Below are 14,340 nucleotides of genomic sequence, written 5' to 3'. Positions count from 1 at the left end.
GAAAAAGCCCGCGCTAGGCGGGCTTTGGAATGTGGTCGTGAACTCTTACGCGGTCCACGCTACGGCAAATTCTTTTGCATGAAGTCATTTTTGTTTTTCTCGTCGTAGTGACTTCGACGCGCCGGTATGAGATTCGGCTGCCTGGCCAGGCAACGCTCAGGATCTTTGAGCGAAGCGACGAGTATAGCATGGCGACACATCGGACATTCCGCTTTGCCTGTGTATCCAACGCGTCCGCCAACACCCTGTCTGCCTCGGCCGTCACCGGTGACCCGCACGTGACCCGAACTGCGAGGTCAGTTCTCGTACACCAAGTCGATCCATCGCCTGCCGTCAGGGGTCACGCCAGGTGCATGCATCACTGCAAACTTTGCCGCTGAGCGCTGGATCGGTTGGGGGAACACGCGCCGGAGGAAGTCTCCGTTGATGCGCAAATGCCGCTCCGAGCGAACGACCTTGCCATCGACTCTGAAGACCAGCGCCAGCTCGTTCTCGTTCATGTCGAAGGCGAAGGTTCGGCGGCAGTCGAACCACAGCAGCTGCAGCGTCCTGCAGTTCTGCTCGCGGCCCGAGTAAGGGCCGAACACGAAAAGCTCGTCCCACGGGCGCGCCACCACCGTCGCAAGGTCGACCACCGCGGGCTGTTCCGTGCGCAGCTTCTTGCCCAGCGCCTCACTGAATTCGTTTGGCGGCTCGAGCGACGAGCAGGCCGCGGCCAGGAGCGAAACAGCAATGGCCGGCACTACGAATCGCCGGCGCAGTCGCTGAATTCGTGTTAGAACTTCCGTATGCGTTTGCATCTTCTGTGCCTTTCGGTGTCCAGCGTGGGCTGGCTTGGTGCCTGCCCGGGGAGCCCAGGGGCGCTTGCGCTACAGTCGCGAACCTTCCGCCCCATCACCTGTCACACGAGTGAAACCTAGAAAATCTGTCAATAGCCTGGTTTTTCGGCTGATTGTGATGGGCTTGGTGATGGCGCTCGTGGGAACGGCCGCCAGCTATTTCCAGCTCAGCCGCTTCCTGCGCCAAGACCTGACGGAATCGGTGGCGACGCAGCAGACGGCCCTGGCCGGCTACGTGGCCCGCGACGTCGACAACTACCTGAGCGAGCGGCTGCTGTTTCTCGAGCGCTTGGCGTCCACCCTGCCGCCCGACCTTCTTTCGCAACCCGGGCAACTGCGTGCATGGCTGGAAGAACGCAGCGCGCTGAGCCCGGTGTTCCCGCTCGGCCTGACGGTGGCGGACGCCTCCGGCCAGCGGCTCGACGGCGTCGGACAGCTTCCGGTCGGCGGCGCGGAATTCACCGGCGCGCTGGCGGGGCGGTCCGGCCTGGGCCGTGCGCAGGCCATGCCCGTTTCGGGTCATTCGGTGCTGCCCATGGCCACGCCGGTGCGCAACGGGGTCGGGCAGGTCGTTGCGGTGCTGGCGGCCACCGCCGACCTGTCGGCCGACGGCCTGCTCGAGCATCTGCAGCGCGGGCGCGTGGGGCAGGCGGGCGGCATCCTGGTGGTGTCGCCGCGCGACCGGCTTTTCGTCGCCTCGACGGACGTCTCGATGTCGCTCACGCCCACCCCGCCGGTCGGCGTGAACCTGCTGCACGACCGCGCGATGGAAGGCTATCGCGGCAGCGGCACGACGCGCAATGCCAAGGGCATCGACGAAATCTCGGCCATCGCCTCGGTGCCTACCAGCGGCTGGTTCGTGGTGGCACGGCTGCCCGTGGAACAAGCGCTGGCCCCCGTGGGGCGCATGCAGCGCTTCATCCTGCAGCAGCGCGCGCCCGCCGTGCTGGGTGTGCTCATCGTGATCGGGTTTGTCCTGGTCTGGCTGCTGCGGCCGTTGCTGCGCGCCGCCGACCAGGCCGACCGCATGACCCGCGGCGAACTCCCGTTGACGCCGCTGCGGGTGGTGCGCAACGACGAAATAGGGCATCTCACGCAGGCCTTCAACCGCCTGCTCGCCAAGCTGGTCGACAACCAGGCGGCGCTGGCGCGCCTGGCGCATCATGACAGCCTCACGGGCCTGCCCAACCGCAAGCTGCTGGACGACCGGCTGCAGCAAACGCTGGTGCGTGCCAAGCGCAACGCCAGCCAGGTGGCCGTGCTGTACCTCGACCTGGACGGCTTCAAGAACCTCAACGACACCCTGGGCCATGAGGCGGGCGACGAGGCCCTGCGCGAAATTGCGCGCCGGCTGCTCGGCCTGGTGCGCGAGACCGACACGGTGGCGCGCATGGGCGGCGACGAATTCGTGCTGCTGGCCGCCGACTTCGAAGAGCCGGCGGAAAGTGCCGCCCTGACGCTGGCGCAAAGGTGCATCGACGCCATCGTGCGGCCGTTGCAACTGCGTCACTCGGGCACCGTCATCGGCGTGTCGATCGGCATCGCGCTCGGCGACGGCGACGAAACACCGCAAGACCTGCTCGCCGCAGCGGACAAGGCCATGTACCAGGCCAAGCAGAACGGACGCGGCAGCTATGTGGTGTCGGCGGAGCTGCCGGCCATGCGGCTGATGCCCGACGCGCTGCGCGCGTAGCCCGGCGCCTGCGAGATGCCGGCAACGCTCGGCGATGCGGTGAAGGCGTGCCGTCCGACGCGGGGCCGCGGGGGCGCGCGATAGTGTTCGGCATCCCACACCGGAGCCTGATACATGCCAAGAACCCTGCAAAACCTCCTTGCCCGCCCACCGCTGCACATGGCCCTGGGCGTGTTGGCCGCGTTCATGATGACTGGCTGCGCGGTGTCGCCGCCGACCATCGCGCCGGTGAAGCAGGTCGACCTGCAGCGCTTCATGGGCGATTGGTATGTCATCGGCAACATCCCCACGCGGCCGGAGCGCAACGCGTTCAACGCCGTGGAGTCGTACAGCCTGAAGCCCGACGGCAGCATCGACACGCGCTTTCGCTACCGCGAAGGCGGCTTCGACGGCCCGCTGAAAACGATGAACCCCGCCGGCACCGTGGTGCCGGGCACCAGCAACGCGGTGTGGGGCATGCAGTTCATCTGGCCCATCAAGGCGGAGTATGTGATCGTGGACATCGACCGCGACTACCAGCTCACGATCATCGGCCGCAGCGACCGCGACTACGCATGGATCATGGCGCGCACGCCGACCATTCCCGAGCCGCTCTACCAGGCCGCCGTCACGCAACTGAAAACGCTGGGCTACTCGGTCGACAACCTGCGCCGCGTGCCCCAGCAGTGGCCGGAAGACGCCGACGCGGTGCCGAAGAAGTAGTGGCAGTGGCGGCCGCGCCGGCTCGCCCCGGTGCTAGATGTGCAGCGCCGCCAGCACGCCGATGGCCAGCCCCGCCGCGGCCACGCCGAACATGCCGCGCTCCAGCCATTTCTTCTTGGTGAGCAGTGCAATGGCCGCCAGCGCAATCGACACCTGCAGCACGGTGGTGGCCTGCGCCCAGCGGTGGTGCTGGTGCATCTGCTCTTCGGACTGTGCGTCCCACTTGTTGGCCTCGTCTTCCAGCTTGCGGGCGGCGGTCTGGATGTCGGTCTTTTCCTGCTCGTAGCGCGCCACCTTCACCTGCCAGCCCTGGCGGCGGCCGTCGTCGGTGGCGGTGTCGCGCGCGAACTCGGCCAGCGCCTGCTTGGTGCTCTTCGACTGGAAGTAATTCCACTGGTTCGACGCCTCGGTCTTCTTGATGGCGGCGTTGTTCTTGTAGAGGCCGGCGTTGGCCTGGGTGGCCCCGCCCATGTAGGAAAAGATGGCGCCCACGGTGGCGATCACGGCGGTGCACACCGCGATCTTGCTGGTCATGCTCATGCCGCCATCCTTGCCGTCCGCGCCATGCGCAGCGCCGCCGCCATGGCCGTCGCCGTGCCCTCCGGAGGCTGCGTGTTCGAGTTCGTGATCGTGCGGGCCGTGCACGTGAAAACCGTGTCCTGACATGAGGTCCTTTGATGTATCTGGAAATTTCGGGGGCGCGCGAGTATGCACGGTCTTCGTGACCGTGCCGTCGAAGCGCGTTCGCCGAGGCTCCAGCCCGCGGGCTTTACCGTGAGGCCGGTTTCAAGCCAGCGGGGCCGTGGCGTCGCCCTGCGCGCGGCGGGCCGCCAGCGCCCGAAGATGCAGTCGCAGCCTGAGCAGCGTCCTGCGCGCCTGGGTCTGCCAGGTCGGGCTGCGGGGCCGCGGGGGAGCGAGCCGCAGCGGAAGCGGCATGTGCTCCGAGTCCGGCGAGTTCGGGCCGAACGGGTCTTGCTTCATGGCATGGGCGATCCGCATGAGCCGCATGGACGCCCCGGGTTCGTGGCGGCGCAGGGCCTCCACTTCTTCGGCATAGCTCTCGGTCAGGCGCGCCCACCTCGAGAAGTCATGTACTGGCGTTGCAGCTTCGCGGTTCATCCTGAACCTTTCCTTGTTGATCATCCGCGCCGGGAGGCGGCCTCGGCGGTGACCCACTCTTGCCGGGTTCAGGCGCCTGAGTGATCTATCGGAAAGTCCAGCGAGATCTTTAGTACGAAGCCATTCTTTTTTGAATCGCCGTGCTAGATCTTCAGGGCCGGGAACGACTTGACCAGGTCGTCCAGCGCCTTCAGCTGCGTGAGAAACGGCTCCAGCTTGTCCAGCGGCAGGGCGCTCGGGCCGTCGCACTTGGCTTGCGCGGGGTCGGGGTGCGCCTCCAGGAACAGGCCCGCCAGGCCCACCGCCATGCCGGCGCGCGCCAGGTCGGCCACCTGCTCGCGGCGCCCGCCGGAGGCCGCGGCGCCGGCTTCGCGCTGCTGCAGCGCATGGGTCACGTCGAAGATCACCGGCAGGTCCTGCGTGATCTTCTTCATCACGCCGAAGCCCAGCATGTCCACCACCAGGTTGTCGTAGCCGAAGCAGGTGCCGCGGTCGCAAAGAATGAGCTTGTCGTTGCCCGCTTCCTTGAACTTCTCCACGATGTTGAGCATCTGCGAGGGGCTCAGGAACTGGGGCTTCTTGATGTTGATAACCCGGCCCGTCCTGGCCAGCGCCACCACCAGGTCGGTTTGCCGCGCCAGGAAGGCGGGCAGCTGCAGCACGTCGACCACCTCGGCCACCGGGGCGGCCTGCGCGATTTCGTGCACATCGGTGAGCACCGGCACGCCGAAGGTGTCCTTCACGGCCTGGAGGATCTTCAGGCCCTCGTCCAGCCCGGGGCCGCGGTACGAGTGGATGGACGAGCGGTTGGCCTTGTCGAAGCTGCCCTTGAACACGTAGGGAATGCCCAGCTTGCGCGTGACGCGCACGTATTCTTCGGCGCTGCGCAGGGCCAGGTCGCGGGACTCCAGCACGTTGACGCCGCCGAAGAGAACGAACGGGGCGCTGTTGCTGACGGTGACTTGGGGGCTGATGGTGACGGTAGACAAGGTTTTCTCCAGGCTGTTTGCCTCTATTGTCCGTCCGCTTCGACAGCCCGACGCGGGCGCCCCAGGCTACTTCTTGCGCGGCGGCGGCGTGGCGTCCTTGACCACCGGCTCGGCCCCGTCGTCCCGGTAACGCAGCTGGTTGCCCACCCGGCTCGGGTACTTCAGTGCATCCATCGACCCCGCGCGCCCGGTGAAAGGCAGCATTTCGCTGCCCGTGTACGTCTCGCGGCGCAGCGGAGGCCGGGGGCCCACGGTGGGCTGCGGGGTGGTCACGCCTTGCTCGCCGTGCGCCTGCAGTGCCTCGCGCCCCTGGGGGGTGATCGTGTGCAGGTGGCTCGGCGTTCCGTCGTGCCGGGGGCTGGAAACTTCCCGGACGTAGCCCTGTGCGCGCAGTGCTGCCAGGTCGTCGGAAACCGGTCTGCCCAGGCTCTGGCCGATGGCAATGCCGAGCGACAGGTCCATGCGGGCCACCGCGCGCAGCACGGCAAGATGGTCCGGGGTAAGGGAAGCGGGGGATGGGAGAGTCATCGCGCATTCTCCACGGATCGCGCCACAACGCGAAATCGGTGCGTTCAGAGGCGCGCCCGCAAAGCCGCCCGAGGCCCGCAGGGCGCGCGCGCAGCGTTCAGTTGGCCGGGAGCGTCCGTGCAGCGGCCGCGTCGCTACGGTGTGCGATCCATGCCAGGCACTGTTCGCGCAGCAGGTCGATGGACGCCAGCGCGTTCGACTGCGGCTCGAAGATCGACAGTTCGCAATGCGGCAGGCCGTCGCAGTGAATCTGCGCGGTGCCGGCGAACTTCTCGCGGGCCGGCTCCAGGCGGTAATGAATTTCCCACCGGCCGTGGTGCTGCTCCGAGTGCGCGACGGCATCGAGCGAGGCCGTCGTCTTTGTCTTTGGCTCGGCGCGCGCGCGGCGCGAGCGGGGAGCGGAGGGCCTCAGGAGCGAAGCCGAGCGGAAGGTGTTCATGCGCGGAATGTGCAAGGTGTGCGTGATGAAGGAGTGGCGCGCTCCCCGGGCACCCAGGCCTTCAACAGACCCTGCGCCGGGGAGCGCCGAAAAAATGTAGTGCCCTTCAGGCGCGGGCGCTGTCGGAAGAGATGCCGACTCGCTCAGGCTGCCGCGGTGCCCGCTGCTGGAGCAGGCAGGCTGCCCACCAGCGGTGTTGCGGGGCTGCGGGCTTCGTAGCCCGCGATCCATCTGCGTGCGCGTTCCGACAGGGCGGCGTACGCCTCTTCATTGGTGCGCTTCGGCCCGGCATACACGAGGCGGCAGAGCACGGCATCGCCCCACGAGACATCCGCCAGAAAGCTCACGCCGCCACGGTAGATCGGGCCTGCATGCAGCTCCGATTTCCAGGATGGCACCCCGCCCGGCCTTGGGGGCTGAACCGTGGGCGGCTGCGTGCATCGGGTCGTTGTTCTTCATCGGCACCGACTTTCATGGGCGGTGCCGTCAAGCTAGCGCCCCTGAGCGGCGCAGTCTGTGCGGCAACGCACCGACGGGCCGATGCAAGGGCGTAACCTGCGCTCGGGAAACTGTTGCAGCACCACACGAGGCCGTATGCCGTTCGATTACCTTCGCAAGATTGAAAATCTGGACCTGCCGCTGATCGTCGACGACGAGGGCGACATCCGCAGCGTCGCGGTGCTGGTCGCTGCAGGCATGGTGGACGCCGCGGTGCCGCCGCCCTCCGCGAGGGAAGAACCCGACGGCATGCAGTTGCCGGCCGTCGTGAAAAAGATCACCCCGCTCGGACGGGCCGAGCTCATGCGGCGACGCGGGCGACAGGGCCCGCAGCCTTGACGCGCTGAAGCCCTGAAGTCCCGACCCATCACGACCCATCAGCCGACGCGCGCGCCAGCCAGCCCCGTGGCCGCAGCCGACGTGCCGTGCTGCAAGGCCGCAGGCAGCCGGTCGTCGAGCCAGTCCATGCGCCAGGCCAGCACGACCACCGCGAGCACCAGCACCGCCGCCGCTGCGAATCCGGTGGCCGCATGGCGGTCGCGGTACGGGTCGCGCGCAATGCGCCTTGCGCCCGGCGGCACGTGCGCGGTTTGCGAGAGCATGCCGCCGAGCCGCACATTGACCTTCATGCGCCCGTTGATGGCCCAGCCGCTCGCGTCCAGGATCGGGCCCAGGCTGCGCTGGCGCAGCTTGAGCCAGGCAATGAGCATGCTCGGGCCCGAGATGGCCAGCACGATGCCCAGCAATGCCACCGGTATCCATTGCCCCAGGTCGACGAACTTGCCGAAGATGGCCACCAGCACCGCGCTGATGCTGCCCAGCGCCACGCCGATGGCGGCCACCGTGCCCACGTCCACCCGGGCGGCGGCGCGGGCCCCGGCGGACTGCGCCTTGGCGGCGTCGGCCGCGGCGGTCTGGTCGGCGGTGGTGAGCCGGGTCGCAAAGCTGGTCAGGCTGCCCTGGCCCACGGCTTCCTGTGCGGCGGCGCGCTTGGCCACCTGTTCTTCGATCACGCGCACGAACTTCTTGTACGGCGCGAAGAAGGCCTGCGCCACGCTGGTCGGGTTTTCGATCAGCTTGGTGATGGTGGCATCCCAGTCGCGCCCCTGGCGGTCGTAGAAAACGCCGTTGCGCCCGACGAACAGAAAGTCGATGTCGCCCGCCGTGAATGCCGCGACGATGCTCATCTTCGCGCCCTGGCGCGTGCAGTCGCAGTAGGCCAGGCAGGTCTTGGCCAGGCCTGCCAGCACCGCATGCTTGGCGGTGTTTTCCACCTGCACCGTCAGCTCGCAGCTGCGCCCGTCCAGGTACAGCGTGCCGGCCTGGAAGATCGCGCCTTCGCGGCTGTAGAAAGCCTTGAACGACACGAAGTTGTTCAGCAGCACCACCAGGTCGCGCTGCAGGCGAATGAGCTTCTCCAGGTCGACCAGCAGCGCGTTGTGTTCTTCGGCCGCTTCGTCTTCCTTGATGAGCGCGAGCAAGGGCTCGCGGGTTTGCAGCAGCGCCTCGAGCTTGTCCAGCGGCAGCGAGGCAGCCCAGTTGTCGGGGCGCTTGGCCATCAACGCCTGCAGTGGCGCGAGCTTGTGCTTGACGGCCAGCCAGTCGGCCTCGGCCAGTTCATCGCGCGCACCCAGCAGCGGCGCGACGGTGCGCTCGGCGAAGGTGGCGACGGCCTCTGCCCAGGCGGGATTCAGGCTGGTGCCATGCAGCGTCAGCACGCAGCGCGGCGTGACGGGCGCCAGCGGCAGCTCGGCAATGGGCTCGGCCTGCAGGTCGAGTGCGTGCGCGCCCAGTTCGTCGTAGGCCTTGGGGGAGGGGTTGAGGGCGGTCACGGCCTGCACGTCGAAGGCCGCGACGCGGCAGCGCGCGAAGAAGTCGTCGAGCTTGGCCTGCACCTTGGTGGCCGCGTCGGCCGCGGCCAGCGTGGGGTCGCCCAGGGGCATTAGCGTGGCGTTGCCGGTGTCGGCCTGCGCATGCCAGTCGCGCGCCACCTGCACTTCGGCAAAGAAGGCTTCCGCGCGCGCACGGTCGATGCCCGGCGTCGCCATGTAGCGGTCGGGCACGCTGCCGTGGGTGCGCATGATCTCCTCTATAGATGCGCGCACCGCGTCCTCATGCGCCGTGTCGGGCGTGACGATGCCGTCGCCGTTGAAGCGCATGGCCGCCAGCAGTTCGCCGCGGTCTGCAATGTCGGCCAGGGTGAGCGTGGCTGCGTCGGGCTTGCCCTGGATCTCCAGCAGGCGGCGGGCCTCGTCCCGCAGGCGTGCACCTTCGGGATTGCTGTCGTCGAGCTCGTCCAGCGTGAGCACGTCGCTGCCTTGCAGCAGCACGTCGGGGTTGCGCAAACGGGCGCACACCCACTGGCACGCGGCAACGACTTCGGGCGGGCGCACCCGCCCATCTTTGTCGGTGTCGATCAGGTCGAGCGTGCGCCCATCGAAGTCGATGCCCCGCGTGGGGCAGGCCAGCGCGACCCACAGTTTCTGGTCGAGCTCGCCGACGCGGGCAATGTCCTCGCCCGTGCGAAACACCACCTGGTCGGTGCCGCCTGCGCGGATGAACTGCCACCGGTGGGGGGTGGCCGGAGTGGGGGCGAGGGTTCGGGTGTCGGCGGCCTTGTGGTTCTGCAGGGTCGTCGCTTGCGTCATCGTCCGTGGCCCTTATGTCAGACCACGACCTTCTTGTGTTCGCCCAGGTTCTTGGGGGGCTCGCCGGTGATGGCTGCCTTGGCCATCTTGTAGAGCTGCACCATCTTGCTGTCGTCCACGTCCCAGTACTCGGCGCCGCGCACGGTCACGGCCAGCAGGCCCAGGTTGGGGTCGGTCGGGCCGTTGGGGAACCAGGCCTGCGCCATCTTGGTGAAGAGCGCTTCCTTCTTCGCCTGGTCTTCGAGCAGCGCGGCATGGCCCGACACCGACACGTAGCTGTCGTCGTCGGTGTTGGCGTAGGCGATGTTCACGACCGGATCGGTGGCCACATGGCGCGCGATGTCGCCGTTCTTCGGCACGAAGAAGTAGAGCGTGCCGGCCTCGTCGCCATTCTTGTTCTGCGTGGTCAGCGGGTGGCTGTGCAGCTGGCCGTCGTCGTGGCGGTGGGTCAGCATGCCGAAGCGGGTGTCCTTGATCAGGTCCCAGAGCTTGCTTTGGTCGTTGGTGGTCGTCGTCATGTCGGGTGCTCCAGAGTGTTGAGGTTTCGAACTGAAGGCTTCACCGTAAGGCCCTCGTTGCAACGATCTTGAGGACACACAGCCCACAGGCGTGTCGTCCGGCGCCGACATGTGGCGCAACTGCGGCGCGGGGCCGTAGGTCTTGTCCGTCCGACGCAGTCGGCATTCCCTTGGAAGCGTGGGGTGCTGCACTCGCTACGTTAGGAAGCGACGGACATCCGTTGCTCGCAGCTGCTTCTTTCTTCCTTTTGCGAGGGCCTCGACGCTTGGCAGCGGAGAGGCTTGAACCCAGCTTGGCGCTGGGTTCTTTTTTGCCTGGACGAAAGAGGCTTCAGGGCCTCATGGCTTCAGTGGCTTCAGCCCTGCGGCGCCTGCAGCCCCAGCACCTTGTCCAGCGTCAACGGGTAGTCGCGAATGCGCACGCCGGTCGCGTTGTGGACCGCATTCGCCACCGCCGCGCCCGCGCCGCAGATGCCCAGCTCGCCCACGCCCTTGATCTTCAGCGGGTTGGTCTTGTCGTCCACCTCGTCGAGGAACACGGCCTCCACGGCGGGAATGTCCGCATGCGAGGGCAGGTGGTATTCGGCCAGGTCGTGGTTCACGTAAGTGCCGAAGCGCGTGTCGACCACGGCGTCCTCGAACAGTGCGGAGCCCACGCCCCAGATCATGGCGCCCGTCGCCTGGCTGGTGGCGGTCTTCATGTTCAGGATGCGGCCCGCCGCGAAGACACCCAGCATGCGGCGCACGCGAATCTCGCCGGTGTCCATGTCGACCGCCACTTCGGCGAAGTGCGCCCCGTAGGCCTGCTGGGAGAACTTGGTTGCCATGTCGCCCTTCTTGATCTGGCCCTCTGCGCGCAGGCCGAGGGTGCCCGCCAGCGCGCCCAGCGTTTCGCTGCGGCCTGCGGCCGTGGCCTGGCCGTCGGCAAACACCACGTCGGCCGGCCTGGCGTTCATGCGCCGAGCGATCTGCTCGCGCAACTGGGTGCAGGCGTCGAACAAGGCCGAGCCGGCGCTGGCCGCGCCCCACGATCCGCCCGAGCCGGGCGTTTCGGGGAAGTCGCTGTCGCCCAGTTCGATGCGCACCTTGTCCACCGGCAACCCCAGCATTTCCGCTGCGATCTGCGTGAACACGGTGTAGCTGCCGGTCCCGATGTCGGTCATGGACATGCGCGCCGTGAGCACGCCCTGGCGGTCGAGCGACACCGCGCACCTGGCGTCCATCAGCAGGTTGCTGCGAATGGCCGCGGCAAAGCCCAGGCCGATCTGCCAGCGGCCGTCTCGCACCGCGCCCGGCGCCGCATTGCGCCGGTTCCAGCCGAAGCGCTCGGCGCCCTCGTCCATGCAGCGCAGCAGCTGGCGGGTCGAAAAGGGAATGTTCTTCTCCGGGTCCATGGCGGGCTCGTTGCGCCGGCGCAGCTCGATGGGGTCGAGCCCGAGCTTTTCGGCCAGCTCGTCCATGGCCTGCTCCAGCGCCAGCATGCCGACGGCCTCGCCCGGCGCGCGGGTGGAGTCCGAAATCGGCAGGTCGAGCTTCACCATGCGGTGCGTGGTGAGCCGGTTCGGCGCGGCGTAGAGCGTGCGCGTCTGCGTGCTGGCCGTTTCATAGAAGTTGTCGAACCGCGCGCTGTGCGACAGCGAGTCGTGCCCGATGGCGGTGAGCCTGCCGTCCGGCGTGGCACCCAGGCGCACGCGCTGCACGGTCTGGCTGCGGTGCGTGGTGAAGTGAAACATCTGCTGGCGCGTGAGTGCGGTCTTCACCGGGCGCTTGAGCTGCCGCGCGGCCATGGCCGAGAGCATCACGTCGCCGTAGATCGGCAGCTTGCCGCCGAAACCGCCGCCGATGTAGCGGCTCACGATGCGCACCTTCGAAGGCGGTATCTGCAGCGTGTTGGCCACCGCGTTCTGCGCGCTCTCCAGCAGTTGCGCCGCGCAGTGCACTGTCAGCTTGTCGCCGGTCCACCAGGCGAGGGTGGCGTGCGGCTCCATCTGCGCGTGGATGTGCGTGGGCGTGGTGTAGGTCGCGTCGACCTGCACCGGCGCGCCGGCAAAGGCCGGCTCGAAGTCGCCGATGCGGCTGTCGGCCTTTTGCTGCTCGTCGTCCTTCGGTGTCTCGGCCTTGCCCTGCGCGGCCGCCATGTCGAACTCGCCGGGCTCCACGGCGTAGCGAACGCGCACCAGCTTCGCGGCGGCGCGCGCCACCTCGAAGCTCTCGGCCACCACGAAGGCCACCGCCTCGCCGTAATAACGCACGCGGTCGCTCGCCAGTTGCGGCGACGAGCGCGCGAAGCGGTCCTTGGCGTCCACGGGGCCCCAGGCGCCTTGCTTCGGGGCGTTGCGGTGGGTCATGACCATCAGCACCCCGGGCGCCTTTTCGGCGGCCGAGGCGTCGATGTCGGCGATGCGGCCCTTGGCGATGGTGGCCTCCACGATGAACCCGTAGGCGGGTGCGCCCGGCGCCTCCTGCACTTCGTAGGCATAGGGCGCCTTGCCGGTCACCTTGAGTCGGCCGTCCACGCGGGCGATGGGCTTGCCGATGAGCCCGCCGCGGTTCTCGTCGATCGGGTTGCGGGCGGAGGGGGCGTTCATTTCCATGGGGTGCTTTCCTCAGGCGGCACGCACTGCACGCGCGGCTTCGGTGATGGTGGCCTGCAGGGTGCGTCGCACCAGCGGGAGCTTGAAGTCGTTGTGGCCGCGCCCGCGGGCGCCGGCCAGCACGGTGTCGGCGGCGGCATCGACCGCCGCGTCGTCCAGCACGGTGTCGGCCAGCCGCGCCTCGGCCGCCTCCACGCGCCACGGCTTGTGCGCCAGCCCGCCGAAGGCCATGCGTGCGGAGCGGATGCGCCCGCCGCTGGCGTCCACGATCACCGCCACCGAGATCAGCGCGAACGCATACGAAGCCCGGTCGCGCACCTTGCGGTACACGTGTTGGCCGGGCACCGGCGGCGGCAGGGTGACGGCGGTGATCAGTTCGCCCGGCTGCAGGTCGGTCTCGATCTGCGGGGTGTCGCCCGGCAGGCGATGAAAGTCGGCAATCGGAATCACCCGGCGCATGCCGCCGGGCAACACGGTTTCCACCTTGGCGTCGAGCACGCGCATGGCCACGGCCATGTCCGACGGATGCGTGGCAATGCACTGCTCGCTGGCGCCGACCACCGCGTGCATGCGGTTGTAGCCCTGCAGCGCGGAGCAGCCCGTGCCCGGCTCGCGCTTGTTGCAGGCGCGTGCGGTGTCGTAGAAGTAGTAGCAGCGCGTGCGCTGCAGCAGGTTGCCGCCGGTGGTGGCCTTGTTGCGCAACTGGCCCGAGGCGCCGGCCAGCAGCGCGCGGCTCAACACCGCGTAGTCCTTTCGCACACGCGCGTCGGCCGCCAGTTCGGCATTGCGCACCATCGCGCCGATGCGCAGGCCGCCCTCGGCGGTGGGCTCCACGGTGTCCAGCCCCAGGCGGTTGATGTCCACCAGGTGCGCGGGTGTCTCGACCTGCAGCTTCATCAGGTCGAGCAGGTTGGTGCCGCCCGCGATCATCCGCGCGCCGGGCCGCGCGGCCGCGGTGGCCGCCGCTTCGGGCGTGGCGGCGCGTTCGTAGCTGAATGCTTTCATGAGCGCGCTCCCGATGCGTTCCTGGCCACGACCTGGATGGCCGCGACGATGTTGGGGTACGCGCTGCATCGACAGAGATTGCCGCTCATGCGCTCGCGAATTTCTGCGTCGCTGAGCGGCACGTTGGCCGCATCGCCCACATCGCTCGCAGGGCCGGTGAGTTCGCGCGTCACATGGCTCGGCATGCCGGCGCGGGCCTCGGCCAGCATGCCGGCGGCCGAGCAGATCTGCCCTGGCGTGCAGTAGCCGCACTGGAAGCCGTCGTGGTCCAGAAAGGCCTGCTGCAGCGGGTGCAGCGCATCGCCTTGCGCCATGCCTTCGATGGTGGTGACCGACTGGCCGTCGTGCATCACCGCCAGCGTCAGGCATGAATTGGTGCGCCGGCCTTCCACCAGCACCGTGCACGCGCCGCACTGGCCGTGGTCGCAGCCCTTCTTGGTGCCGGTCATGCGCAGGTTCTCGCGCAGCGCGTCGAGCAGGGTGGTGCGGGTGTCGACCTCCAGGCGATGGGGCTGGCCGTTGATCTGCAACTGCACCTGCATGCGCTGCGGCGCGGGTTCCTGGGGGCTCGTGGCGTTGGCCGCCTGGGCGGCCACAGGCGCGGCCTGTGCGGCGGTAAGCATCGTGGCGTTGGCGCCGACGAGTGCGGCGCCCGACTGGAACACGGCGCGCCGCGTGAGGCGTGCGCGGACGTCGTCCGCGCCTTGGGGATGGTTTTCGAACTTCATCGGGGGATCTCCGGGGGAGCGCGCGGCTCGCGGCCCGGAG

Annotated in this window: 15 protein-coding genes; 3 read left to right on the top strand and 12 right to left on the bottom strand. The window is 68.3% G+C overall.

Annotated elements, in window-relative coordinates; genetic code table 11:
* Nucleotides 1-296: 296 nt before the first annotated feature.
* Nucleotides 297-800, bottom strand: a complete 504-nt coding sequence (locus ACSFBM_RS09960; RefSeq protein ID WP_435484203.1) for a hypothetical protein — start codon at nucleotides 798-800, stop codon at nucleotides 297-299.
* A 169-nt stretch (nucleotides 801-969) separates the two neighbouring features.
* Between ACSFBM_RS09960 and ACSFBM_RS09955 the strand changes: the two genes are divergently transcribed.
* Nucleotides 970-2,532 (top strand): diguanylate cyclase domain-containing protein, encoded by a 1,563-nt coding sequence (locus ACSFBM_RS09955; protein ID WP_435484202.1) that lies wholly within the window; start codon nucleotides 970-972, stop codon nucleotides 2,530-2,532.
* A 114-nt stretch (nucleotides 2,533-2,646) separates the two neighbouring features.
* On the top strand, nucleotides 2,647-3,234 hold the full coding sequence (locus ACSFBM_RS09950) for a lipocalin family protein (RefSeq protein ID WP_435484201.1): 588 nt from the start codon (nucleotides 2,647-2,649) through the stop codon (nucleotides 3,232-3,234).
* 33 nt (nucleotides 3,235-3,267) lie between these two features.
* Here ACSFBM_RS09950 and ACSFBM_RS09945 read toward each other — a convergent pair whose 3' ends face one another.
* The 6 genes from ACSFBM_RS09945 to ACSFBM_RS09920 all read right to left on the bottom strand — a co-directional run bounded on the left by ACSFBM_RS09945 (nucleotide 3,268) and on the right by ACSFBM_RS09920 (nucleotide 6,707).
* Entirely contained in the window at nucleotides 3,268-3,774 is a 507-nt protein-coding gene (locus tag ACSFBM_RS09945; protein WP_435484200.1) for a DUF4337 domain-containing protein, read from the bottom strand.
* A gap of 246 nt (nucleotides 3,775-4,020) precedes the next feature.
* Nucleotides 4,021-4,353 carry a hypothetical protein gene (locus ACSFBM_RS09940; protein ID WP_435484199.1) on the bottom strand — a complete coding sequence of 111 codons (333 nt, stop codon included), beginning with the start codon at nucleotides 4,351-4,353 and terminating at the stop codon, nucleotides 4,021-4,023.
* Nucleotides 4,354-4,496: 143 nt separating this feature from the next.
* Nucleotides 4,497-5,342, bottom strand: a complete 846-nt coding sequence (gene kdsA, locus ACSFBM_RS09935) for a 3-deoxy-8-phosphooctulonate synthase (protein ID WP_435438437.1) — start codon at nucleotides 5,340-5,342, stop codon at nucleotides 4,497-4,499.
* 66 nt (nucleotides 5,343-5,408) lie between these two features.
* A complete protein-coding gene (locus ACSFBM_RS09930; RefSeq protein ID WP_435484198.1) occupies nucleotides 5,409-5,870 on the bottom strand; it encodes a hypothetical protein in 462 nt (153 codons plus the stop codon).
* Between the two features lie 97 nt (nucleotides 5,871-5,967).
* Nucleotides 5,968-6,309: a hypothetical protein gene (locus tag ACSFBM_RS09925; RefSeq protein WP_435484197.1), complete on the bottom strand. Its 342-nt coding sequence runs from the start codon at nucleotides 6,307-6,309 to the stop codon at nucleotides 5,968-5,970.
* A 143-nt stretch (nucleotides 6,310-6,452) separates the two neighbouring features.
* Nucleotides 6,453-6,707, bottom strand: coding sequence for a hypothetical protein (locus tag ACSFBM_RS09920; protein WP_435484196.1), 255 nt, complete (start codon nucleotides 6,705-6,707; stop codon nucleotides 6,453-6,455).
* 196 nt (nucleotides 6,708-6,903) lie between these two features.
* On the opposite strand from ACSFBM_RS09920, the gene ACSFBM_RS09915 reads away from it, so the two are divergent.
* Nucleotides 6,904-7,146, top strand: coding sequence for a hypothetical protein (locus ACSFBM_RS09915; RefSeq protein ID WP_435484195.1), 243 nt, complete (start codon nucleotides 6,904-6,906; stop codon nucleotides 7,144-7,146).
* Nucleotides 7,147-7,184: 38 nt separating this feature from the next.
* On the opposite strand, the gene ACSFBM_RS09910 is transcribed toward ACSFBM_RS09915, so the two are convergent.
* The 5 genes from ACSFBM_RS09910 to ACSFBM_RS09890 form a co-directional block, all read right to left on the bottom strand.
* Nucleotides 7,185-9,455, bottom strand: coding sequence for a hypothetical protein (locus ACSFBM_RS09910; protein ID WP_435484194.1), 2,271 nt, complete (start codon nucleotides 9,453-9,455; stop codon nucleotides 7,185-7,187).
* Nucleotides 9,456-9,472: 17 nt separating this feature from the next.
* The gene (locus ACSFBM_RS09905) at nucleotides 9,473-9,973 is read right to left on the bottom strand and encodes a pyridoxamine 5'-phosphate oxidase family protein (protein WP_435438442.1); all 501 of its coding nucleotides are present in this window, start codon (nucleotides 9,971-9,973) and stop codon (nucleotides 9,473-9,475) included.
* Nucleotides 9,974-10,329: 356 nt separating this feature from the next.
* The gene (locus ACSFBM_RS09900) at nucleotides 10,330-12,567 is read right to left on the bottom strand and encodes a molybdopterin cofactor-binding domain-containing protein (RefSeq protein ID WP_435484193.1); all 2,238 of its coding nucleotides are present in this window, start codon (nucleotides 12,565-12,567) and stop codon (nucleotides 10,330-10,332) included.
* Nucleotides 12,568-12,579: 12 nt separating this feature from the next.
* Nucleotides 12,580-13,572, bottom strand: a complete 993-nt coding sequence (locus ACSFBM_RS09895; protein WP_435484192.1) for an FAD binding domain-containing protein — start codon at nucleotides 13,570-13,572, stop codon at nucleotides 12,580-12,582.
* Complete coding sequence (locus ACSFBM_RS09890; RefSeq protein WP_435484191.1) at nucleotides 13,569-14,300, bottom strand: 2Fe-2S iron-sulfur cluster-binding protein; 732 nt, start codon at nucleotides 14,298-14,300, stop codon at nucleotides 13,569-13,571. Before ACSFBM_RS09890 ends, ACSFBM_RS09895 begins: the two co-directional genes overlap by 4 nt.
* Nucleotides 14,301-14,340 lie beyond the last annotated feature (40 nt).

It is taken from the genome of Variovorax pasteuri, assembly GCF_051216435.1.
Lineage (GTDB): Bacteria > Pseudomonadota > Gammaproteobacteria > Burkholderiales > Burkholderiaceae_C > Variovorax.
Note: the sequence above shows the minus strand (reverse complement) of the source record. Positions and strands in the feature narration are given on the sequence as shown.